The organism is Streptacidiphilus sp. PB12-B1b (genome assembly GCF_014084125.1).
Taxonomy (GTDB): Bacteria; Actinomycetota; Actinomycetes; order Streptomycetales; family Streptomycetaceae; genus Streptacidiphilus.
In genome coordinates this window covers 7,521,565-7,542,776 of sequence record NZ_CP048405.1, presented here as the reverse complement: position 1 = coordinate 7,542,776, position 21,212 = coordinate 7,521,565, and the positions used below count along the sequence as shown (strand labels likewise).

General features: G+C 73.7%; 20 protein-coding genes. 7 read left to right on the top strand and 13 right to left on the bottom strand.

Annotated elements, in window-relative coordinates; translation table 11 throughout:
* Positions 1-30: 30 nt before the first annotated feature.
* The 4 genes from GXW83_RS32990 to pdhA form a co-directional block, all read right to left on the bottom strand.
* Positions 31-1,254, bottom strand: coding sequence for a M64 family metallopeptidase (locus tag GXW83_RS32990; RefSeq protein ID WP_182446694.1), 1,224 nt, complete (start codon positions 1,252-1,254; stop codon positions 31-33).
* 90 nt (positions 1,255-1,344) lie between these two features.
* Entirely contained in the window at positions 1,345-2,781 is a 1,437-nt protein-coding gene (locus GXW83_RS32985; RefSeq protein WP_182446693.1) for a dihydrolipoamide acetyltransferase family protein, read from the bottom strand.
* 18 nt (positions 2,782-2,799) lie between these two features.
* Positions 2,800-3,783: an alpha-ketoacid dehydrogenase subunit beta gene (locus GXW83_RS32980; RefSeq protein ID WP_182446692.1), complete on the bottom strand. Its 984-nt coding sequence runs from the start codon at positions 3,781-3,783 to the stop codon at positions 2,800-2,802.
* Positions 3,783-4,928 (bottom strand): pyruvate dehydrogenase (acetyl-transferring) E1 component subunit alpha, encoded by a 1,146-nt coding sequence (gene pdhA, locus GXW83_RS32975; protein WP_370466842.1) that lies wholly within the window; start codon positions 4,926-4,928, stop codon positions 3,783-3,785. Before pdhA ends, GXW83_RS32980 begins: the two co-directional genes overlap by 1 nt.
* Positions 4,929-5,283: 355 nt before the next feature.
* Here pdhA and GXW83_RS32970 point away from each other — a divergent pair, with 355 nt between their 5' ends.
* Complete coding sequence (locus GXW83_RS32970; protein ID WP_225447382.1) at positions 5,284-6,333, top strand: phosphotransferase; 1,050 nt, start codon at positions 5,284-5,286, stop codon at positions 6,331-6,333.
* Positions 6,334-6,337: 4 nt separating this feature from the next.
* Here the strand turns inward: GXW83_RS32970 and GXW83_RS32965 are convergent, their stop codons facing one another.
* The 4 genes from GXW83_RS32965 to GXW83_RS32950 all read right to left on the bottom strand — a co-directional run bounded on the left by GXW83_RS32965 (position 6,338) and on the right by GXW83_RS32950 (position 11,725).
* Positions 6,338-7,900, bottom strand: coding sequence for a protein kinase (locus GXW83_RS32965; RefSeq protein ID WP_182446688.1), 1,563 nt, complete (start codon positions 7,898-7,900; stop codon positions 6,338-6,340).
* 310 nt (positions 7,901-8,210) lie between these two features.
* Positions 8,211-9,758: a protein kinase gene (locus tag GXW83_RS32960; protein WP_182446685.1), complete on the bottom strand. Its 1,548-nt coding sequence runs from the start codon at positions 9,756-9,758 to the stop codon at positions 8,211-8,213.
* Between the two features lie 265 nt (positions 9,759-10,023).
* Positions 10,024-10,611 (bottom strand): bacterial proteasome activator family protein, encoded by a 588-nt coding sequence (locus GXW83_RS32955; protein ID WP_182446683.1) that lies wholly within the window; start codon positions 10,609-10,611, stop codon positions 10,024-10,026.
* A 79-nt stretch (positions 10,612-10,690) separates the two neighbouring features.
* Entirely contained in the window at positions 10,691-11,725 is a 1,035-nt protein-coding gene (locus GXW83_RS32950) for a hypothetical protein (RefSeq protein ID WP_182446681.1), read from the bottom strand.
* A 197-nt stretch (positions 11,726-11,922) separates the two neighbouring features.
* Here GXW83_RS32950 and GXW83_RS32945 point away from each other — a divergent pair, with 197 nt between their 5' ends.
* Entirely contained in the window at positions 11,923-12,780 is an 858-nt protein-coding gene (locus tag GXW83_RS32945) for a helical backbone metal receptor (protein WP_182446679.1), read from the top strand.
* A 63-nt stretch (positions 12,781-12,843) separates the two neighbouring features.
* On the top strand, positions 12,844-13,821 hold the full coding sequence (locus tag GXW83_RS32940) for an NAD(P)H-quinone oxidoreductase (RefSeq protein WP_182446677.1): 978 nt from the start codon (positions 12,844-12,846) through the stop codon (positions 13,819-13,821).
* A gap of 74 nt (positions 13,822-13,895) precedes the next feature.
* Here the strand turns inward: GXW83_RS32940 and GXW83_RS32935 are convergent, their stop codons facing one another.
* Genes GXW83_RS32935 through GXW83_RS32925 form a run of 3 tightly spaced genes read right to left on the bottom strand, consistent with a single transcriptional unit; the run spans position 13,896 to position 15,840 of the window.
* Positions 13,896-14,624, bottom strand: a complete 729-nt coding sequence (locus tag GXW83_RS32935; RefSeq protein WP_182446675.1) for a hypothetical protein — start codon at positions 14,622-14,624, stop codon at positions 13,896-13,898.
* A complete protein-coding gene (locus tag GXW83_RS32930; RefSeq protein ID WP_182446673.1) occupies positions 14,621-15,151 on the bottom strand; it encodes a SigE family RNA polymerase sigma factor in 531 nt (176 codons plus the stop codon). Before GXW83_RS32930 ends, GXW83_RS32935 begins: the two co-directional genes overlap by 4 nt.
* 53 nt (positions 15,152-15,204) lie before the next feature.
* Positions 15,205-15,840, bottom strand: coding sequence for a hypothetical protein (locus tag GXW83_RS32925; RefSeq protein WP_182446671.1), 636 nt, complete (start codon positions 15,838-15,840; stop codon positions 15,205-15,207).
* A 332-nt stretch (positions 15,841-16,172) separates the two neighbouring features.
* On the opposite strand from GXW83_RS32925, the gene GXW83_RS32920 reads away from it, so the two are divergent.
* Both GXW83_RS32920 and GXW83_RS32915 read left to right on the top strand, forming a co-directional pair.
* Entirely contained in the window at positions 16,173-16,448 is a 276-nt protein-coding gene (locus tag GXW83_RS32920; RefSeq protein ID WP_182446669.1) for a hypothetical protein, read from the top strand.
* Positions 16,448-16,843: a hypothetical protein gene (locus GXW83_RS32915; protein ID WP_182446666.1), complete on the top strand. Its 396-nt coding sequence runs from the start codon at positions 16,448-16,450 to the stop codon at positions 16,841-16,843. Before GXW83_RS32920 ends, GXW83_RS32915 begins: the two co-directional genes overlap by 1 nt.
* 354 nt (positions 16,844-17,197) lie before the next feature.
* On the opposite strand, the gene GXW83_RS32910 is transcribed toward GXW83_RS32915, so the two are convergent.
* Positions 17,198-18,103: a LysR family transcriptional regulator gene (locus tag GXW83_RS32910; protein ID WP_182446664.1), complete on the bottom strand. Its 906-nt coding sequence runs from the start codon at positions 18,101-18,103 to the stop codon at positions 17,198-17,200.
* Between the two features lie 122 nt (positions 18,104-18,225).
* Here GXW83_RS32910 and GXW83_RS32905 point away from each other — a divergent pair, with 122 nt between their 5' ends.
* Together GXW83_RS32905 and GXW83_RS32900 are read left to right on the top strand one after the other, a co-directional pair.
* A complete protein-coding gene (locus GXW83_RS32905; protein WP_182446662.1) occupies positions 18,226-19,071 on the top strand; it encodes an inositol monophosphatase family protein in 846 nt (281 codons plus the stop codon).
* 51 nt (positions 19,072-19,122) lie between these two features.
* Positions 19,123-19,788: an NADPH-dependent F420 reductase gene (locus tag GXW83_RS32900; protein ID WP_182446660.1), complete on the top strand. Its 666-nt coding sequence runs from the start codon at positions 19,123-19,125 to the stop codon at positions 19,786-19,788.
* 14 nt (positions 19,789-19,802) lie between these two features.
* Here the strand turns inward: GXW83_RS32900 and GXW83_RS32895 are convergent, their stop codons facing one another.
* Complete coding sequence (locus tag GXW83_RS32895; RefSeq protein ID WP_182446658.1) at positions 19,803-21,146, bottom strand: LCP family protein; 1,344 nt, start codon at positions 21,144-21,146, stop codon at positions 19,803-19,805.
* Positions 21,147-21,212: the final 66 nt, after the last annotated feature.

Sequence of the window (21,212 nt, the reverse complement as noted above, 5' to 3'; positions counted from 1 at the left end):
GCACCGGTGCCGTCACCGGCGGCGGTGCCGTCACCGGCCGCGGACGGCCCAGCTGACCGTCGCGGTCATCCGGTCCCGGCGGAACGCCTCGTCCCGCAGCCAGGGCGTGCCGTCCTGCACGGCCGCGGTGACCTCGACCCACTGGCCCGCGCCCAGCCCCAGCCGGGCGGTGTCGAGCCGGTCGCCGTCGACCGCGGCGGCCGGCGCCCGGTGGCTGTCCACCCGCCAGTCCACCGTCAGCTGCCGCGCACCGACCAGCGGCACCGGGAAGACCCGCAGCTCACGGGGGGCGGAGACGACCCCGGGCGCGGGGTCGGCCCGGTCGATCGGCCGGACCTGGCGGTACAGCGACTCGATCAGCGCCTCCCGGGAGGGCAGGTTGTAGACCCCGCCCAGGGTCCGCATGATCGAGTCCCGGGTGGGCCGGTACAGCCCGTTGCCGCCGGGGTACGCCCCGACCGTGCCGCCGGTCGGGTCGGCCGCGCCCAGCCAGCGCCACCACTTCACCTGCTGCCGCAGCATGTCGGCGGCGTCGGTGGTGGCCAGGTTGGGAAAGCCCGGATCCGGCGGCGCGGCGTCGTACTCGTCGCCCAGGCCCCCGACCGAGTGGCCGAACTCGTGCTGCACGATCTGGTCCGCCTCCGGGGAGCCCGCCGCCAGCGTGGCCAGCCCGTTGCCGCCCTCGCCGCCGTACGAGTCGGAGTTGGCCAGCGCCACCACGTACACCCGGCCGCCGGGGCCGTGGCTGCGGCCGGTGTAGCGGTCGACCGCGCCGTCGTCCGCGCACAGCAGCCGGGGCAGGCCGTCGCAGCCGAAGTGCATGCCCAGCGGGGAGCCGGGGTGCAGCCCGGACACCGGCGAGACCACGTCCAGCCGGGTGACGTCGAAGAACCGCTGGTAGCTGCGGAACGGCTCGACCTCGGTCAGCGCCCGCCAGACCGCCGCCGCCTGGCTGCGGTAGCGGGGCAGCTCGGCGGCGGTGTAGCCGTCCCCGAGCAGGACGATGCTGATCCGGTTGGCCGGGCTGCCGTTGGAGACCAGCTGCCGGCTGCCGACCAGGCCGAGCCGGGGCCCGGCCGCGGCCGGGCGCGCGGCCGAGGCGGGCTGCAGCGGCGCCGGCCCGAGCGGCAGCACCAGCCCGAGCAGCAGCGCCGACAGCAGCGCCACCGGCCGGGCCCGGGTGCGGGTGAGGGCTCGGACGCCGGCGGGCAGGTACGCGGCGGCCCGGTTGCGCGGGCGGCGCATCGGTGGCATGGGGATACTCCTCCGCTTCACTGAACCGCGGAGGAGTACCCAGGCCCCTCGTCCGATCAGCGGCCGTCAGGCCGCTGTCACCCCGACGGGTCAGCCCCAGCTGATGAGCTTCTTGGGCTGTTCCAGCACGGCGGCGGTGTCGGCGAGGACCTTGGAGCCCAGCTCGCCGTCGACCATGCGGTGGTCGAAGGAGAGTGCCAGGGTGGTCACCTGGCGTGGCACCACCCGCCCCTTGTGCACCCAGGGCATCTCCCTGACCTGGCCGAACGCGAGGATGGCGGCCTCGCCCGGGTTCAGGATCGGGGTGCCCGAGTCGACGCCGAAGACGCCGACGTTGGTGATGGTGACCGTGCCGCCCTGCATGTCGGCCGGGGAGGTCTTGCCCTCCCGGGCGGTGGCGATCAGGTCGGTCAGCGAGACCGCCAGCTCGGTCAGGGTCTTCGAGCCGGCGTCCTTGATGTTGGGGACGATCAGCCCGCGCGGGGTGGCGGCGGCGATGCCGAGGTTGACCCGGCGCTTGTGCACGATCTCCTGGCTGGCCTCGTCCCAGGCCGCGTTCACCTCCGGGTGGCGGTGGATCGCGGTCAGCAGGGCCTTGGCGACCAGCAGCAGCGGGCTGACCCGCACGCCCGCGCCCAGCTCGCCGGACTCCTTCAGCTTCCGGACCAGCTTCATCGTGCGCGTGACGTCGACCTGCACCCACTCGGTGACATGCGGCGCGGTGAACGCCGAGGACACCATCGCGGCGGCGGTGGCCTTGCGGACGCCCTTGATGGGCACCCGGACGTCGCCGTGGTCGGCGGCCAGCGGCGCGGCGGCGGCCACAGTCGGGACGGCCGGTGCGGCGGCGGCCTGGACCGGCGCGGACGCGGCCGGGGCCGCGACCAGCGCGTGGACGTCCTCGCGGGTGATGGTGCCGTTCGGGCCGGTGGGGGTGACCGTGCGCAGGTCCACCCCGAGGTCCTTGGCGAGCTTGCGGACCGGCGGCTTGGCCAGCGGACGCGCGCCCTCCGCGACGACCGCCGGGGCGGCCTGCGGAGCCGGTGCGGCGACCGGGGCCGGGGCGGCTGCCACCGGAGCGACCGGGGCGGGGGCCGCCGCCGCTGCGGGCGCGGTCTTGCGGGCGCGGCGCTGGGCCGCGCCGGTACGCGGGCCGTAGCCGACCAGCACCTCCCGGCGTGCGGGCTCGGACTCGGTCTCGGCGGTCTCGGCGGCCGGTGCGGGCGCGGCCGGTGCGGCCTGGGCGGGCGGCTCCTCGACGGCCGCGCCGCCGGTCACCGCGACGCTGATGATGACCTGGCCGACGTCGACCGTGGTGCCCTCGCTGAAGAACAGCTCGCGGACCACGCCGTCGAAGGGGATCGGCAGCTCCACGGCGGCCTTGGCGGTCTCGACCTCGCAGACGACCTGGCCGTCCTCGACCTTGTCGCCCGGCTGGACGAACCACTTGAGGATCTCGGCCTCGGTCAGTCCCTCGCCCACGTCGGGCATCTTGAACTGGCGTACGGACTCTTTGGTGGTGCTCATGACGGTCTCCTCACACCCTCAGAAGGCCAGGGCGCGGTCGACAGCGTCGAGCACCCGGTCGAGATCGGGCAGGAAGGCGTCCTCGACCCGCGAGGGCGGGTAGGGGGCGAAGTAGCCGCCGACGCGCAGCACCGGGGACTCCAGCGAGTAGAAGCAGCGCTCGGTGATCCGCGCCGCCAGCTCCGCGCCCAGGCCCATGAAGACCGGCGCCTCGTGGACGACCACGGCCCGCCCGGTGCGGGCGACCGACTCGGCCACGGTGTCGAAGTCGATCGGGGACAGCGAGCGCAGGTCCACGACCTCCAGGTTCTGCCCGTCCTCGGCGGCCGCCGCGGCCGCCTCCAGACAGAGCTTGACCATCGGGCCGTAGGCGATCAGCGTCAGGTCGCGGCCGGGCTTGGCGATCCGGGCCTGGTGCAGCCCGATCTCCGCAGCGCCGTTCGGGTCCAGGGCGGCCTTGTCCCAGTAGCGCCGCTTGGGCTCCAGGAAGATCACTGGGTCGTCGGAGGCGATGGACTGCCGCAGCATCCAGTACGCGTCCACCGGGTTGGAGGGCGCGACCACCTTCAGGCCGGCGGTGTGCGCGAAGTACGCCTCGTGCGACTCGCTGTGGTGCTCGACCGCGCCGATGCCGCCCGCGAACGGGATGCGGATGGTGACCGGCAGCTTGATGTGGCCCAGCGCCCGGGCGTGCATCTTCGCCAGCTGGGTCACGATCTGGTCGAACGCCGGGTAGACGAACCCGTCGAACTGGATCTCCACCACCGGGCGGTAGCCGCGCAGCGCCAGGCCGATCGCGGTGCCGACGATGCCGGACTCCGCCAGCGGAGTGTCGATGACCCGGCTCTCGCCGAAGTCCTTGTGCAGGCCGTCGGTGACCCGGAACACCCCGCCCAGGCGGCCCACGTCCTCGCCCATGACCAGCGTCTTGGGGTTCTCGTCCAGGGACCGCCGCAGCGCCTCGTTCAGCGCCTTGACCATCGTGTACTGCGTGGCGGCCATCAGTTGTCCTCCCCTTCCGCGTCGAAGGAGGCAGCGTAGGCCAGGTAGCCCTCGCGCTCCTCGTCGACCAGCGCGTGGCCCTCGGCGTAGACGTGCTCGAAGATCGAGGACGGATCGGGGTCGGGCATGGTGCGCACGCCCTCGCGGACGCGCTTGGCCAGCTGCTCGCTCTCGGCCTCGACCGACTCCAGGAAGTCGGCGTCGGCCCAGCCCTCGCGCAGCAGGTACGACTTGACCCGCTCGATCGGGTCCTTCAGCCGCCAGGACTCCAGCTCGTCGGCGATCCGGTAGCGCGTCGGGTCGTCCGAGGTGGTGTGCGCGCCCATGCGGTAGGTGAACGCCTCGACCAGCACCGGGCCCTCGCCGTTGCGGGCCCGGTCCAGCGCCCAGCGGGTCACGGCCAGGCAGGCCAGCACGTCGTTGCCGTCCACCCGCACGCCGGGGAAGCCGAAGCCGGAGGCGCGCTGGTACAGCGGCACCCGGGTCTGCTTCTCGGTGGGCTCGGAGATGGCCCACTGGTTGTTCTGGCAGAAGAAGACCACCGGCGCCTGGTAGACCGAGGCGAAGGTGAACGCCTCGGACACGTCGCCCTGGCTGGACGCGCCGTCGCCGAAGTACGCGATCACCGCGTCGTCCGCGCCGTCCTTGGTGATGCCCATGGCGTAGCCGGTGGCGTGCAGCGTCTGCGAGCCGATGACGATGGTGTACAGGTGGAAGTTCTTCTCGTCCGGATCCCAGCCGCCGTGGTTCACCCCGCGGAACATCCCCAGCAGGTTCAGCGGGTCCACACCCTTGCACCAGGCCACACCGTGCTCGCGGTAGGTCGGGAAGGCGTAGTCGCCCGGGCGCATCGCCCGGCCCGAACCGACCTGCGCGGCCTCCTGGCCCAGCAGCGAGGCCCACAGGCCCAGCTCGCCCTGGCGCTGCAACGAGGTCGCCTCGGAGTCGAAGCGCCGCACCAGCACCAGGTCGCGGTAGATCGAGCGCAGCTCCTCCGGCGTGGTCTCCACGGAGAACTGCGGATGCTCCACCCGCACGCCCTCAGGGGTCAGCAACTGGACCAGGTCCGGCGGGCCGGGCTCCGCAGGGGCGCCGTTGGCGGCGCGGGCAGCCTTCGCCGCCGCCGCCTTGCTCTTGACGGTCACGTTCACTCCTCGGTCTCTCCGGCCTCCGGGATTGCCGGCAACCGGTCCGGTCGCCCTCTCCATGCTCTTCGCGCGGGGTGTGCGCAAGCGGTGAGGATCGGCGGTAGGTGTGCCCTGATCCTGCAGGAGAACGTTACCCAGCGGAAGACCCTGTCGCTTCTGTCCTAGGACGTCCACGTATTTTTCCCGGTCGGCGAAACCTGCTGAACATGAACAAATGCGGACATCAGGGTTGACCACTCCTGTCACTCCGATGCCATCGCGCCCCATCCGCACCCCGTTCGCGCCCCTGCGCAGGCTGGTGATCCTGCGGGATCGGCCCCGGAACAGGCTGTACAGCCGATACCATCGGAGCGTGACACAGTGTCGGACCGCTGCGCCGGCGGTGCCGGATACGGTGCACGGGATTCCGGTCGCGGCGGTGCTGCGGCGCTATCAGGACGTCATCGCCATCTCGGCCGAACGGGTGAGCCAGGGCCTGCTGAACCGTGCCCTGCGGATCACCGGACCGGCCGGCGGCTACTTCCTCAAGCAGTACCGGGACGATGCCAAGCATTCCTCGGGCGGTGCCATCGCGGCCCAGCACCGGGCCGTGGCCGGGCTGCGCGACCTCGGCCTGCCGACCGTCCCGCCGCTGGGCGCGCTGGACGGGCGCACGGTCGTGCTGCTGCGCGGGCGCCGCTACGCGCTGTTCCCGTGGGTCGAGGGGGAGCACCGCGCGGGCACCGCTCTCGACCGAGAGCAGTGCTCCGCACTCGGAGCGCTGCTCGGCCGGATGCACAGTGCTCTCGCCGAACTGCACCCGCCGGTCCCGCAACCGCAGGCCCTCCCCGGCGCCGACCCGGCCCAGACCCGGCGCACCGTCGCCGACCTGCTGGCGCTCGCCCGCGAGCGCACCCCGCAGGAGCCGCTGGACGCCCTGGCCCGGCGCCGCCTGCGGGAGCGGCTGGAGCTGCTGGACGCGTACGGCCACCGCCGCCCCGCCCCGGACGCCGCCCCGCCCGTCGGCTGGGTCCACGGCGACTTCCACCCGCTCAACGTGCTCTACCGGGGCTCCGAGGCCGCCGCCGTGGTCGACTGGGACCGGCTCAGCGTCCGCCCCCGCACCGAGGAGGCGGTGCGGGCGGCCACGCTGTTCTTCCACCACCCCGACACCGGCGTACTCGACCTGCCCCGGCTGCGCCGCTACGCCCGCGCCTACCGGGAGGCCTCCGGCAGCACCCCGGAGCAGGTCGCGGCCGGCGTCCACCGGGTGTGGTGGGAGCGGCTCAACGACTTCTGGATGCTGCGCTGGCGCTACCAGCGCCGGGACCTGCGGGCCGATCCGCTGTTCCCGGCCGCCAGCGCGCAGATCGCCTGGTGGTGCGAGGAGTACGAGCAGGTGCTCGACGCCTGCGTCAACTAGGGCCTCAGGAGGTGGGGTTGTTCCCGCCGCCGTGGTTGTTGCCGCCCGGCCCGGGGTTGCCGCCGCCCGCCTGGTTGGGCGGGGTCGAGGTGTCGGCGGGGTCGGTCGGCGGCGCGTCGGTCTGGGTCGGCGGCGCCGTGGTCGGGGGCGCCGACGGCGTGCTCGACGGGGTCGAGCTGGCGGTGCTGGACGGGGTGCCGCTGGCCGACGGCGTGGTGGACGCCGAGGCCGTGGCCGGGGTGCTGGGCGTGTACGGCACCGTCTGCGAGTAGGTGTCGCTCGGCGCGGTGCTGGGGGTGGTCTCGGTGGGCGCGGGAACGCTGGGCTGGCCCGAGTCGCTGGGCGTGGTGCTGGTGCTGGTGGAGGCCACCGGCGCCGGGCTGCCGCCGCCGGAGTGCCGCATGGCCAGGGCCACGCCCACGGTGATCGCCGCGATGGCGACCAGCACCGCGATCACCGCGAACACCGCCCGGCGGCTGTTGCGCCCGTCGTGGGTGTCGTACGGGTCGTCGTAGGGCCGGGCGCCGCCCGCCAGGGACGCCGCCTGGGTGCCCATCTGCTGGGTGGCGGCCGCGCCGCCGATCGCGCCCATGGCGGTGGTCCGGTAGCCGCCCGGGTCGCCGACCACGGTCGGGGCCGGACCGCGGCCGGACGCCGGGGTGGGCAGCACCTCGGTCATCGCCGTGCCCTGGTGCATGGTCCGCAGCGCGTGCTGGACATGCGCGCGCATCTCGTCGGCGCTCTGGAACCGGTCGTCCGGGTCCTTCGCCAGCGCGCGCAGCACCAGCGGGTCGAGCATCGCCGGGACGCGCCCGTTGGCCTGCGACGGCGGCACCGGGGCGTCCTGCACGTGCTGGTAGACCACGGACAGGGGGGTGTCGCCGGTGAACGGCGGGCGCAGCGTCAGCAGCTCGTAGAGCATGCAGCCGGTGGCGTACAGGTCGGAGCGGCTGTCGACCGGCTTGCCCAGGGCCTGCTCCGGCGAGAGGTACTGCGGCGTCCCCATGACCATGCCGGTCTGGGTCATGGTGCTGGTGGCCCCGGTCAGCGCCCGGGCGATGCCGAAGTCCATCACCTTCACCGCGCCGGTGGTCGTGATGATCACGTTGGCGGGCTTGATGTCGCGGTGCACGATGCCGTGCCGGTGGCTGTAGGCCAGCGCCTCCAGGATGCCCGCCGAGATGATCAGCGCCTGGTCGACCGGCGGCGGCTCCTCGCTCTGCAGCAGCTCCCGCACGGTGTGGCCCTCGACCAGCTCCATCACGATGTACGGGACGGTTTCGCTGCCGTGGGCCTCCTCGCCGGTGTCGTACACGGCGACGACGGCGTGGTGGTTGAGCGAGGCGACGGCGTGCGCCTCGCGGGTGAACCGCATCCGGGCGATGGCGTCCTCGGCGAGGTCCGGGCGCAGCACCTTGATGGCGACGGTGCGGCCGAGCCGCGCGTCCTGGGCCGCGAAGACCTCGGCCATGCCGCCCCGGCCGAGGCGGCGGGTGAGCCGGTAACGGCCCTCGCCGAAGAGGGACAGGCCGCCGGTGGAGGTGATCTGCTGCTCCTGCGACACCATTTCGGTCGGCGGATACGGCCGGTCACGCGGGGCGGGGCTGCCGAAAGCGGGCGTCACATCGGTGTCGCCACTGTCAGGTCGTGCGGAGTCACGCTGCGCGTCCGTGCCGTCAGCGCCACTGGCGTGCTCGTTGTCTGCCATTACTCTCCGCCGTCGGTCATCCGTCTGTGCACCCGGTGTCGCCGGGCTGGTCACCCACTGTCACGCTGCGCCGTCCGCGCGGGTCTTCAGAGCACGCTACCGGTTTCTCGGCGTGCGCGTGGTGGCCGGACCGCCCGTTCGCCGCACGGTGCACCGGCCCGATCCGGGCTCAGTCCGCGGACGGGTCGGCCTGGGCGGCGGCCACCGGCGCGGGTCGACCCAGGCCGCTGCCGTCGGAGTTGTCCTGATTCCGCGTCACCAGGGCCCCGATCAGGCCCAGGACGACCAGCGCACCGATGATCACGCCGACGATGATCGCCGCGATCCCGCACCCCCGGGCCGAGTTGGTGCGTGGGCGCACCGGCGGCATCGGCATCGGCGCCGGGCGTCCGGCCAAGCCCGGCGGCGGCGTCGCCGGGCGTATCGGCGGGTGCTGCGGCACCGGCGCGGGCCGGTACGGCGGCGGGGTCGCCATGCCCGGCCGCCCGTACGGCGGCGGCGTCTGCCGGGGAGGCATGGTCTGCCTCGGCGGCATGGGCTGCATCGGCTGCTGGTACGGCGGACGTTGCGGCTGCTGGCGTCCCGGTCCGGCCGGGCCCGGGCGGTACGGCTGCTGCTGCAGGCCTGGGCCGTACGGCGGCGGGCTCAGCGGCAGTGACGGCTGCGGGCCGGTGTACGGCGGCGGCACCGGCTGCTGGTACGGCTGCTGCGGCGCGGGCGGCGGCGTCCCGAGCACCCCCTGGGCCTGCGGGAACACCGCGTTCGCGCCGGAACCGCCGACCCCGGGACGGCCCGGGTAGGGCCCCTCGCCGGTCAGCAGCGGGGTGTTGGCGCCGGCGCTGCCGGTGACCCGCTCGCACTCGGCGCGCATGGTGTCGGCGTCCGGGAAGCGGTGGGACGGGTCCTTCCGCAGCGCCCGGGCGACCAGCGCGTCCACGCCCGGCGGCACGGCCGCGTTGAAGGCGGACGGCGCCGGGGGCGTCTCCTGCACGTGCTGGTAGGCCATGCCCAGGGCCGAGTCCGACTCGAACGGCAGCCGCCCGGTGAGGAGTTCGAACAGCAGGCAGCCGACCGAGTAGAGGTCCGAGCGGGCGTCCACGCCCTTGCCGAGCGCCTGCTCCGGGGAGAGGTACTGCGGGGTGCCCACGACCATGCCGGTCTGGGTCATCGACGTCACGCCGGACTGCATGGCCCGGGCGATGCCGAAGTCCATCACCTTGACCACGCCGCGCGGGGTCACCATGACGTTGGCGGGCTTGATGTCGCGGTGCACCAGGCCCTGTTCGTGCGAGACGGCCAGCGCCGACAGCACCCCGCCGGTGATCTGCAGCGCCCGGTCGGTGGGCATGGCGCCGTGCTCGGCGATGTCCCGGCGCAGCACCGCGCTCAGCGTCGAGCCCTCGACGTACTCCATGACGATGAAGGGGACCAGCACGCCCTCGTGGTTGAGGTCCTCGCCGCTGTCGTGCACCTGCACGATGTTGGGGTGGTTGAGCCGCGCCACCGCCTGCGCCTCGCGCCGGAAGCGCTCGCGGAACGACGGCTCCCGGCTCATCTCGCCCAGCATGGTCTTGATGGCGACCGGGCGGTCCAGGACCGTGTCGTCGGCGAGGTGGACGGTGGCCATACCGCCCTGGCCGAGCAGTTCCCCCAGCGTGTAACGACCGTGGCCGACCGTCCGAACCGCGCCGCTGCCGCCGCTGCCCTGCTCACTCATCAGTTATCTCTTCCCCCCGGCGCGCTGCAGCGCAAGCCAGCGACCGGCGCCTGTCGCGTACCAAGACGTAAGGCTATCGGGCGCCGAGGACCCGCGTCGCGGGGGTTCCGTGCCTGATTCCGTACCGTGACGACAATCTGACCGCACCCCAGGTCCGGGTGTCGACCCCGCGCCCGCACTACCGGCGGGTAGGGCGGTGCCCGCCGCCGACAGCGCCCCCCGGCGCACCGGCCGTGCTGCCACAGGTACGTGCTGCAGGTGCGTGCTACAGGTAGGGGCCGGAACGCACCGGGCCGTGGCCGTCCTCGTCGTCCTCGCCGGAGCCGGGCATGCCGGGCGGCAGCGCCCGCCGCATCTGCTCCAACTGCGCCCGTGCGGCCATCTGCTGGGCGAACAGCGCGGTCTGGATGCCGTGGAACAGCCCCTCCAGCCAGCCCACCAGCTGGGCCTGGGCGATCCGCAGCTCGGCCTCGCTGGGGATGGCCTCCTCGGTGAACGGCAGCGACAGCCGCTCCAGCTCCTCCACCAGCTCCGGGGCCAGCCCGGCCTCCAGCTCCTTCACCGAGCTGGCGTGGATCTCCTTCAGCCGCACCCGGCTGGCCTCGTCCAGCGGGGCCTGGCGGACCTCCTCCAACAACTGCTTGATCATGCTGCCGATCCGCATGACCTTGGCCGGCTGCTCCACCATCTCCGTGATCGGCAGCTCGCGGGGCTCGCCCGTGCCCTCGCTGCCGGCACCGGCGGCACCTCCTCCGGCTCCGCCCGGGGGCAGGGCACCGACGGGCATCCCGTCGGGACCGACGATCAGGACCTGGGGGCCGTCTTCCGGCCGCGCGTTCATCGGCATGCTCATACGTCCATTGTCTCGCACCCGGGCCGGTCCGGGGGCTGCACCCCGGAGAACGGGATCTCCGATCGCACAGGTGTCCCGGTCACAGCCGCCGCAGTTTCCAGCCGAACAGCGCCGCCCCGGCGCCGATCAGCGCCAGGCCCACACCCAGCGGCAGCAGCCGGTGCCGCAGTGTGCCCGCGTACCCGGCGGTCCCCGGCGCGGGCGCGGCGATCGGGCTCGGCTGCCCGGCCAGTGCCCCCGGCGGCAGCGGCGGCGGGCCCGAGGCGTCGCTGCGCCGCTCCCGCCACTCCTCCAACGGCTGTTCGGCGGCGGCCACGGCAGCCCCGGCATCGGCCGAGGCGGCGGAGGCGGCGGCCGAGGCGGCTGCGGCCACGGCGGCGGCCTTCGCCGAGGCGGCCTGGGCGGCGGCCGCGGCGGACACCCCGGCGGCGGCGCTGTTGCCGCCCGCCCCCGGCGGCGCGGGTGACACGGCGGTGGCGAGCGCCGGGCCGGACGCACTGCCGGACGCGGAGGCGCCCCAGGGAGCGGGGCCGGTCACCGCACCGGCCGGGCCCGAGGCCGTCCCGCTCCCGGGCCCGCCGGGCGCGGCCGGGTCCGGACCGGGCCCGGCCGGGTCCGGACCGGGCCCGGCCGGGGGCGTCCGGCCCGGGGCGAACGGCAGCATCGGCAGGGGGACGTCCGGCAGCGGCACCCCGGAGTCCGCGACCGGGACGACCGGCGCGGCCGGTGTGGCCGTGCCGCCGCCCGGCACGGCACCGGTCGGTCCGGGCAGCGCCTGCACCGGCGGCGCGGGCGGGGTCACCTCCGGCTCCGGGCCCTCGGGCGGTACGGCCCACCGCTGCCACCCGGCGACCGTCGCCTGCCCGGCCCGGCCCCCGCGCGGCAGCCGGACGGTGCGGCCGTCCGGGAGCCGCAGCAGCAGGCCCGCCCCGGGGCAGCCGTAGGCGACGGCTTGGGGTGCGGCCTGGGGTGCGGCCGGGCTGACGGCGGCGGGCGCGGCTGCGGCGAGTGCGGTGCCTCCGCAGGGGCCCGCGAGCGCGCCCAGGGCGAGCGCGGGGACGGTGAGGACGCCGAGGCCGGTGAGGCTGACTGCGCTGCGACGGGGAACGGCCACGATGTGCGTCCTCCAGGCCGGCGAGGGCTGCTGGGCCCGGATCGTGCCGACTCCGGATCTTCCTACGACGTTCCCATATATCCATAAAAACGGCATGTCAGACAGGATGCGCACCCCTCGCGTCCGCCGCGGCTCCGAGACATCACCGGGTCGGCCCAGCCGGACCGCGTCCGGCGGGCGCGGGTAGCGTCACCCCCATGAGCCCGGCGCCGCCGCCTTACCGCAGCACGGCCGACGACCTCGGCCGCCCGGTCCGGCTGGGTGCGGTGCGGCGGGTGGTGTCGCTGGTGCCCTCGCTGACCGAGGCGATCGCCGCCACCGCCCCCGGCCTGCTGGTCGGCGCGACCGACTGGTGCACCCACCCCGCCGACCTGGAGGTCGCCCGGATCGGTGGCACCAAGAACCCCCACACCGCCCGGATCATTGCCCTCGCCCCCGACCTGGTCGTCGCCAACGAGGAGGAGAACCGCGCACCCGACCTGGACGCTCTGCGGGCCGCCGGGATCCCGGTCTGGGTGACGGAGGTCCGCACCCTGGACCAGGCCCTGCGCTCGCTGGAGCGGATGCTGACCACCGCCTGCGGCCTGCCCCGCCCCGGCTGGCTCGACCGCGCCGAAGCCGCCTGGCAGGCCGTCCAGCAGGGCCAGGACGATGGCCAGGACGATGGCCAGGACCAGGACCGGGCCCTGGCCGCGCCGGTCCGCGCTGTCGTCCCGATCTGGCGGCGGCCGTGGATGGTGCTGGGGCGCGACACCTTCGCCGGCGACCTGCTGCGCCGCCTCGGCGTCCACCAGCTCTACGCCGACCATGCCGAGCGCTACCCGGCCGTCCCGCTCGACCGGCTGCGGGCGGCCCGGCCGGAGCTGGTCGTCCTGCCGGACGAGCCCTACCGCTTCACCGCCGAGGACGGCCCGGAGGCGTTCCCGGGCGTGCCCGCCGCCCTGGTCAGCGGTCGGCACCTGACCTGGTACGGCCCCTCCCTGGCCGAGGCCCCGGCGGTCGTGGCCGCCCAGCTCCGCCGGGCCCGGCCCTGGGACGGGCCCCCGCCGGGCTGACCGCGCGGCGCCCCGCCGCCCGAACGCCCCTGGCGGAGGCCGGATGGGGGTAGCGTCGGCCGCATGCGTGCAATCACCATTGCCGAGCCCGGCGGCCCCGACGCCCTGGTTCCGGCGGATGTCCCCGACCCCGTGCCCGGCCCCGGCGAGGTGCTGGTCCAGGTGGCCGCTTCGGCGGTGAACCGGGCCGACGTACTGCAGCGCCAGGGCTTCTACGACCCGCCGCCCGGCAGCTCGCCCTACCCCGGGCTGGAGTGCTCCGGGCGGGTCCTGGAGCTCGGCGAGGGCGTCAGCGGCTGGGCGGTCGGCGACGAGGTCTGCGCCCTGCTCTCGGGCGGCGGCTACGCCGAGAAGGTCGCCGTCCCGGCGGGCCAGCTGCTGCCGCTGCCCAAGGGCCTCGACCTGGTCAGCGCGGCAGCCCTGCCCGAGGTCGCCTGCACGGTCTGGTCGAACGTCTTCCAGGTGGCGTTCCTGCGCCCGGGGGAGACGCTGCTGGTGCACGGTGGCTCGTCCGGTATCGGCACCATGGCGATCCAGCTGGGCAAGGCCGTCGGCGCGAGGGTCGCGGTCACCGCCGGGAGCACCGCCAAGCTGGACGCCTGCCGGGCGCTGGGCGCGGACACCCTGATCAACTACCGCGAGCAGGACTTCGTGGAGGAGCTGCGCGAGACCACCGCGGGCAGCGGCGCGGACGTCATCCTGGACGTCATGGGGGCCAAGTACCTGGACCGCAACCTCGACGCCCTGGCCGTCAACGGCCGCCTCGTCGTCATCGGCATGCAGGGCGGCATCAAGGCGGAGCTGAACCTGGGCAAGCTGATGACCAAGCGCGCCGCCATCGCCGCCACCGGCCTGCGCGCCCGCCCCCTGGACGAGAAGGCGGCCATCGTCGCCTCCGTCCGCGAACACGTCTGGCCCCTGGTCGAATCCGGCACGGTCAAGCCCGTCATCGACCGCGCCCTGCCCCTGGCCGAAGCCGCCGAAGCCCACCGCCTCATGGAATCCAGCACCCACATCGGCAAGATCCTGCTGACGGTCTGACGCGACCCGCCTCGGAACAGGACAGCCATGGGGAGTGGTACCAGCCGGGTCCTGCCGGTCAGACGTCCTGCCGGTCAGATGTTCTGCCGGTCAACGACCCGGTGGTGGCTGTCGTACTCGGTCAGGGTCTTCGTGTGCACCCCGGCGCCGACCGCGATGACATAGGCGCTGAAGTCGGTGCCCGGGATGGTGACCTTCGGGACGGTGACCTGCGCGGCGTTGCCGAAGGTCATCGTCGCCGAGGACACGTTCCCGACCGGCGTGCCGTAGACCAGGCTGAAGCCGCCGACGAAGTCGTTCTGACCGACCCCGCCCAGGTTGGTGCTCATGTCGTGCGGGCCGGTGGCCGAGTCGCACTGCACCCCGTAGGGCGCGCTCGGCTTGCCGTCGACAGCCACGGCCAGACACACCAGCCCCACCGGGTTGTGCCCGGGGGCGTAGGACGACGGGGTGACCGGGTAGTACACCAGCTCGGCCGACCAGGTGTGGCCGTCCAACGTGCCGTGGCCGAGCGGGGCCGACCGCGGGGCCGTCGACTTCGGCGCGGCCGTGGGTACCGGGGTGGGCGCCACGGAGGGCGCGGCCATCACCGGAACCTGCTCCCGACGGGAGCCGTCGTCCCGGACGGCGCTCCACGACAGCAGGAGCGCAGCGGACGCCAGGCAGGCCGCCGCCCCCATCCGCACCCGGCGGCTGCGGATCCGACGGGCCCGTCCGGCGTGCAGGATCTCGGCGACCGGCGCCGGGGACGGGGCGATGCGGCTGGTCGATCTGGCCAGCGCGTCCTGGAGCTGGTCTGTCACGAGTTCGCTCCCATGAGGTAGGCGGCTTGGTCGGCAAGGGCCGGATCGGCACGGAGCTTGGCCAGCGCGCGTGACGCCTGGCTCTTCACGGTGCCCACGCTGCAACACAGTTCATAGGCGACCTCCTCCAAGCTGAGGTCCTCCCAGTACCGCAGCACCACCACCGCCCGCTGCCGCTCGGGCAGCCCGGCGAGGGCCGCGACCAGCAGGTCGTGGTCCTCGCCGGCACCGGACGGCGGCGACGGGGTCTCCGGCAGGAACGGCATCAGCAGCTGGGCCACCCGACGCCGCCGCACCCGGCTGCGGTTGTTGTTCACCAGCGCGCGCCGCACATAGCTTGCGACACCGTCCCCGCGGATCCGCCGCCACTGCGGGTACACCTTGGCCAGTGTCGTCTGCACCAGGTCCTCGGCCTCGTGGAAGTCGCCGGTGAGCAGGTACGCGGTGTGCACCAACGCACCCCACCGGGCCGCCACGAACTCGCTGAACTGGGCGTCGTCGCCACCCTGGGCTGAGCCACTGCGCACGAATCGCTGTCCTCGGGTCGGTTCGGGGTCTTCGGGCCGCAGCCTCGGAAGCCTCAGAGCTTCTGCTGGCTGACCAGGTGGTGGTGGCTGTCGTACTCGTAGAGGTTCTTCATCTGCAGGTGCGCGGCCACCGGGATGACGTAGGCGCTGAAGTCGGTGCCCGGAATGGTGACCTTCGGAACGGTGATGGACGGGGCATTGCCGAACGTCATGGTTGCCGAGGCCACATGCGCCAGCGGCTGGCCGAAGAACAGGCTGCTGCCGCCCGCGTAGTAGTCCTGACCGTAGTCGCCCAGGTCGCCGCTGGGGTCGTGCGGCCCGGTGACCGACATGCACTCCTCCCCGTAGGGGTTGGTCGGCTTGCCGTCCACGGTCACGGCTATGCAGAGCAGTTCCTTGGGGTTGTGGCCGGGAGCGTAGCCCGCCGGGGTCTTCGGGTAGTACACCAGCGCCGCTGACCAGCGATGGCCGTCCATCACGCCCGCGCCCAGCACCCGGCTCTCCGACTTGGCAGGGGAGCTCTTCTGCGCCACGGCCTGCTCCGACGCCGGCTGCACCACGGCCTTCGACGCCACCGTCCGGCTCTGCGCAGACTGCGGCTGAGCGGCGGACGCGGACGAGCTCAGCGCGAGGCCGCTCAGAGCGGCGACCGCAGTCGCACCGGCCAGGACCACCTTGATCTGCTTCATCGACACAGTTCTCCTCACACCATCAGGTCAGGCCGCAGAAGCGACCGGTGAAGCCAACCCTCACGCCCATAAGTACTCCCGCCCCGCCCGCCCGGGTTGCACGGGATCCGCGGAGCTTTTCGCCGTGCGCCGCCACCCCACAGCGATCCGACTGGACGCCGGGCAAATCACCCTGGGGGTACCGTCCCAAGGTCGAACGTCTTCCAGGTGGCGTTCCTGCGCCCGGGGGAGACGCTGCTGGTGCACGGTGGCTCGCCACCCTGCATTCCGCGTCAGGATCCTGCTCCAGTTCTGAGCCGCTTCGCCGCCCGCTCGACGGTATGGTGACTGGTATGGCAACGAAGAAGTACACGGTGACCCTGCCGGAGGAGCTGGCGGAGGAGATCCGGGCCGAGGTGGGCTCCGGCGGGTTCAGCCGCTATGTTGCGCAGGCCATAGAGCGTCAGCGGGAGCGCGACCACCTGCATGAGTTCGTCGGCTGGTGGGAGGGTGAGCACGGGGACGTCACCGATGAGGAGCTGGCAGGCGCGGAGGCGGAGAGGCTCGCACTGCAGCGCCGGCACGCGGACCGCAAGGCCCGGTCCGTGCCGGACCGCAGGGCGGGCTGATGTCCGAGCTCGTCTATCTGCTCGACAGCGAGGGCCTGTCCCAGGCAGTCCTCGGACATCGCTCGATGGGGGCCCGGCTCAAGGACGCAGACCGGTCCGGGATCCGGGTGCTGACGACCTCGATGACGCTCATCGAGGCGTATCACGGCCGGGTCAAGCGCAGTGCCTGGGCCTGGACACTCTCCAAGATCGCCGTTGAACCCGTCACGCGGGAGATCGCAGGAGAGGCGATCGGGCTGCTGGAGGCTGCGGGCCTGCACGGGCACACGTACGCCATCGATGCCGCTCTCGCAGCCGTGGCACTGCGCCAGCGCGGTGATGTCACCGTCTTCACCTCCGACGAGGAGGACATGAGGCTGCTCTGCGGCGACCGGATCGTCGTCCAGCGGATCTGAACACATCGGCAAGATCCTGCCGACGGCCTGTGCGCTTCGGGTCAGACCGTGATGACCTGCACCCTTGGCCCGCCAGGACCGCGTCCATGGCGTACGTGTGGCCGTGCAGCCCGTGGTGGCGCAGGAGGACGGCAGCCTGGGCTGCGAGTTCCCTGGTGACGTCGCAGATGTCGATGCGGGACAGCACCCAGGCGATGCGCGCCGGATGGACGCGCTCGTAGTCGGCCTCCAGTGTGGTCATCGCGGAGGTGACCACCCGGATGCCGCTGCGTCCCGGAGTCGCAGGGCGGCATCGGCGAGGGCTGTGTCGCCCCGGGCGCCAACCCTTAGGAGCACGTCCCTGGAGACAGCGGGTCAGTCGGGGGTGTCCAGGGACTGGAGGGCGGCGCGGACCTGGGTGCGGAGCCAGGCGTGGGCGCGGTCGTCGGCGTAGCGCCGGTGCCAGGCCAGGACGACCGGGATGGGCGCCGCGTCGAGCGGCAGCGGGAGGACGCGCAGGCCCAGCTCGCGCACCGCGGCCCGGGTCATCTGCTCGGGGACGGCGACCAGGATGTCGCTGTCCCGGGCGACGTGCAGCGCGGCCGTGCTGGTGGGGACGGCGGCGACCACGCGCCGCCGCAGGCCGCGCTCCTCGAGCAGGTCGTCGATGGGGTCGCGCAGGCGCCCCCGGCGGGAGACGGTGACGTGGTCCGCGGCCGCGTAGGCGTCCAGGGTGAGGCCGTCGGCGGCGCCGGGGTGGTCCGGGCGCAGGGCGACGACCAGGCGGTCGTGGGTGACCGTCTCGTGGTGGACGTCCGGCAGCTCCGGCGCGGTCGCGCCGATCTCCAGGTCGACCCGGCCCTGGCGCAGGTCGCTGCTGTCGGTGCTGGTCTCGCCGAGCAGCCGCAGGCGCACCTGCGGGGCCTGGGACCGGACGGTGGCCAACAGGGCCGGGCCGATCGCGTTCACCACGGCGTCGTGCCAGGTCAGGGTGAAGGTCCGGGTCAGCGTCGGCAGATCCGGTTCGTGTTCGGGCGCCAGCACCGACTGGGCCTGCTGGACCAGGGCGTGCACCTGCTGGCGGACGGCTAGCGCGCGCGGCGTCGGGGTCATCGTCCTGCCGGTGCGCACCAGCACCTCGTCGCCCATGACGTGCCGGATGCGGCCCAGCGCCCGGCTCATGGCGGGCGGGGTGAGGTGCAGCCGGTCGGCGGCGCCGGCCACGCTGCCTTCCTCCAGCAGGGCGTCCAGCGCGGTCAGCAGGTTGAGATCCAATTGCATGGGAGTAACTCTAGAGCTTACGAGCATGCAGTTGACGTTATCTGTGCTGATTTCTAGCGTGGAGTCCAGCGGTGAACACCTCCCCCGCACTCCATCCGGAAGAAGGCAGAGAAGTCATGACGATGCGTCAGCAAGTGGGAGCAGGGCCCGCGTTCGACGGAGTCAACGCCGACCGTGCGGCGGACGAGGCGCTGCTGGGCGGGGTGGTCGCGGCCGTCGTCGCGGCCGGTGCGCACCTGCGGGAGCGCTTCACCCCGGACGCCCGCCCGGGCAGCCTCGCCGAGGTCGTCGCGGCGATCCACGCCAACGACGCGGCCTCGCTGCGGTTCCTGCGCGAGCCGCTGGAGCGGCTGCGGCCCGGCGCGGCCTGGGCGGAGGACGAGCTGGAGAGCGGCGCGCTGCCGTCCGGCGAGTGGTGGGTCACCGACGCGGTCGAGGGCAACATCAACCACATCCACGGCATGACCGAGTGGTCGGTGACCGCCACCCTGGTCCGCGACAACCGGCCGGTGCTGACCGCCGTGCACCTCCCGCTCACCGGCGACACCTACACCGCGGTGCGCGGCGGCGGCGCCTTCCTGAACGGGGTCCGGCTGAGGGCCTCCGCCAAGGCCGGGCTGGACGCCGCGCTGGTCGGCACCGGCCAGGCCCGGCCCGGCGAGTCCGCGGACACCTTCCGCCGGATCGGCCTCTCGGTCGCCGCGATGCTGAGCAGCGCCCTGGTCACCCGGGTGTCGGTGCCGGCCACCATGCAGCTGATCCAGGTCGCGGCCGGGCGCATGGACGTGTTCTGGCAGTTCAGCGACGTGCGCTCGGGCCTGCTGGCCGGCGCGCTGCTGGTGGCCGAGGCCGGCGGAACGGTCACCGACGCCGCCGGGGCCCCCTGGAGCCTGTCCAGCCCGGACTTCCTGGCCGCCGCGCCCGCGCTGCACGCGGCGGCGGTCGAGGTCCTCGCCCCCATCCGCTGAAACGGCCACCGGCCACCGTCCACCAACCCCACCACCGAACGGAGCACCACCGTGAGCAGCACCGCACCCACCGCCGTCACCGTCCTCGGATCGGGACGGGTCGCCACCGCGCTCGCGGGCGGCCTGGCCCGGGCCGGGCACCAGGTCACCGTCGGGACCAGGAGCCCTGCCCGGGCGGCGGCGGCCTGGACCGGTGCGCCGGTCGGCTTCGCCGAGCCCGAGCAGGCCGTCCGGGGCGCCTCCGTGGTCGTCAACGCCACGCCGGGCGACACCAGCCTGGAGCGGCTGGGCGCGCTCGGCGGGGCGCTGCGCGGCACGGTCCTGGTCGACGTCGCCAACGCGACCGTGCGCGGCGGCGACGGCACGCCCGGCGGCCTGCTCTACCCCGGCGACAGCCTGGCCGAGCGGCTCCAACAGGCGCTGCCCGCCACCCGCGTCGTCAAGACGCTGAACACCATGGCCTCCACCGTGATGACCGACCCGCGCAGCCTGGCCGTGCCGCCGACGGCCTTCCTGTCGGGCGACGACCCGGACGCCAAGGCGCTGGTCGGCGGGCTGCTCGCGGATCTGGGCTGGCCCGCCGACTGGATCGAGGACCTCGGCGGCATCGCCACCGCCCGGGGGCCGGAGGCGCTGATGCTGCTGGTGCCCTCGATCATGCGCAACCGGGGGCCGCAGCCCTTCGCGCTCGCCGTCGCCGGGCCCGCGCCGCGCTGACCGCCCGCGACGGGTCAGCCGTTGGCGACGACCGAGCTGGCGTCGTTGCTGCTGATGGTGACCGGCTGGTCGTTCTGCAGCTCGCTGAAGAGGGTCTTGGACTGCGACTGGTCCCACAGCACGGTGTCGCCGTCGGTCTGGGTCTCGTAGTTGGCGTTGGAGATCGGCACGGTCAGCGAGTGGCCGCTGCCGCCGGAGACGCTCTTCATCGCCCAGAACATCTGCGCCAGGTCGTACGGGTTCATGTTCTTGTCGACGCTCAGGGTGTCGATGCCCGCGCTCAGCACCGGGTACAGCTTGAACGGGTTGAGCACCGTCGAGGGCGTCGCGGCCTGGTGCGCGACGGCGGCCAGGAACTTCTGCTGGTTGGCCATCCGGCTGAGGTCCTGCTGCGCGGCCTGGTGCCGCTCGCGGACGAACTCCAGCGACTGCGCGCCGTTGAAGGTCTGGCAGCCGGCCTTGAAGTCCGCGCCGGACGCCTGGTCCACCAGCGGCTGGCTCAGGCACATGTGCACCCCGCCGAGGGCGTTGACCAGGTTGACGAAGCCACCGAAGCCGATCTCCGCGTAGTGGTCGATGTGGATGCCGGTGTTGTACTCGACGGTCTGCGCCAGCAGCGCGCCGCCGCCCCAGGAGAACGCGGTGTTCAGCTTGTGCGTGGTCGCCGGGTAGTGCTTGCCGGAGGAGCCGGTGAACGCCGGGATGGTCACGTAGCTGTCGCGCGGCAGGCTGAGCAGGGTGTCGCCGTTGGATCCGATGTGCAGGATCATCATCGAGTCGCTGTTGCCGAACTGGCCCTCGTCGTCGGAGCCGGTGTGCAGCTCCTTCTGCTGCTGCGGGGTCAGGTTCTGGCGGTTGTCCGAGCCGGCGATGAGGTAGTTGGTGCCCTTGCCCAGGGCCGGCTGGTTCGGCAGCGCGCTGAGGTCGACCGTCCGGTCGAGCTTGTTGTCGGCCCAGACGTAGGTGCCGATGGAGGTGGCGACGAGCACGGTCACCACGGTGAGCGCGCCCCAGGTGATCCGGCGGCGCCAGTTGGGCCGGCCCTTGGTGCGGGTGCTGCCCAGGCCGCCCCCGGAGCCGGAGCGTCCGGCGCGATAGGTGGTGGCACCGCCGCCGCCGTTCCCGGGCTGCGACGACGACGACGGCGCGCCGCCGCTGTACGACTCCGTGCTCCGGCCCGGCGCGGGCACGGTGCGGCGCGGGGACAGCCCCGGCGGCAGCGGCGGCTCGCCCTGCGCGGGCCGTGCCTGCGCGGGCGGCGGTCCGTAGCCGCCGGAGCGCTGCTGTGTCTGCGGCATCGAGCGCGTCGCGCGATCCGCGTCGCCGCCGTCGGTCCTGCCCTCAGGCCATCCGTTCATGTATCGAAGTGTGCCCGCTCTCGGGGGTCGCAGTGAGGCCGTGGCGGTTCCGTAGCAGATCTGTTG

Excerpts from the sequence above, each read along its gene's own strand:
- GXW83_RS32990 (WP_182446694.1), bottom strand. The coding sequence starts at position 1,254 with ATGCCACCGATGCGCCGCCCGCGCAACCGGGCCGCCGCGTACCTGCCC.
- GXW83_RS32985 (WP_182446693.1), bottom strand. The coding sequence starts at position 2,781 with ATGAGCACCACCAAAGAGTCCGTACGCCAGTTCAAGATGCCCGACGTG.
- GXW83_RS32980 (WP_182446692.1), bottom strand. The coding sequence starts at position 3,783 with ATGGCCGCCACGCAGTACACGATGGTCAAGGCGCTGAACGAGGCGCTG.
- GXW83_RS32965 (WP_182446688.1), bottom strand. The coding sequence starts at position 7,900 with ATGGTGTCGCAGGAGCAGCAGATCACCTCCACCGGCGGCCTGTCCCTC.
- GXW83_RS32960 (WP_182446685.1), bottom strand. The coding sequence starts at position 9,758 with ATGAGTGAGCAGGGCAGCGGCGGCAGCGGCGCGGTTCGGACGGTCGGC.
- GXW83_RS32955 (WP_182446683.1), bottom strand. The coding sequence starts at position 10,611 with ATGAGCATGCCGATGAACGCGCGGCCGGAAGACGGCCCCCAGGTCCTG.
- GXW83_RS32945 (WP_182446679.1), top strand. The coding sequence starts at position 11,923 with ATGAGCCCGGCGCCGCCGCCTTACCGCAGCACGGCCGACGACCTCGGC.
- GXW83_RS32940 (WP_182446677.1), top strand. The coding sequence starts at position 12,844 with ATGCGTGCAATCACCATTGCCGAGCCCGGCGGCCCCGACGCCCTGGTT.
- GXW83_RS32925 (WP_182446671.1), bottom strand. The coding sequence starts at position 15,840 with ATGAAGCAGATCAAGGTGGTCCTGGCCGGTGCGACTGCGGTCGCCGCT.
- GXW83_RS32920 (WP_182446669.1), top strand. The coding sequence starts at position 16,173 with ATGGCAACGAAGAAGTACACGGTGACCCTGCCGGAGGAGCTGGCGGAG.
- GXW83_RS32915 (WP_182446666.1), top strand. The coding sequence starts at position 16,448 with ATGTCCGAGCTCGTCTATCTGCTCGACAGCGAGGGCCTGTCCCAGGCA.
- GXW83_RS32910 (WP_182446664.1), bottom strand. The coding sequence starts at position 18,103 with ATGCAATTGGATCTCAACCTGCTGACCGCGCTGGACGCCCTGCTGGAG.
- GXW83_RS32905 (WP_182446662.1), top strand. The coding sequence starts at position 18,226 with ATGCGTCAGCAAGTGGGAGCAGGGCCCGCGTTCGACGGAGTCAACGCC.
- GXW83_RS32895 (WP_182446658.1), bottom strand. The coding sequence starts at position 21,146 with ATGAACGGATGGCCTGAGGGCAGGACCGACGGCGGCGACGCGGATCGC.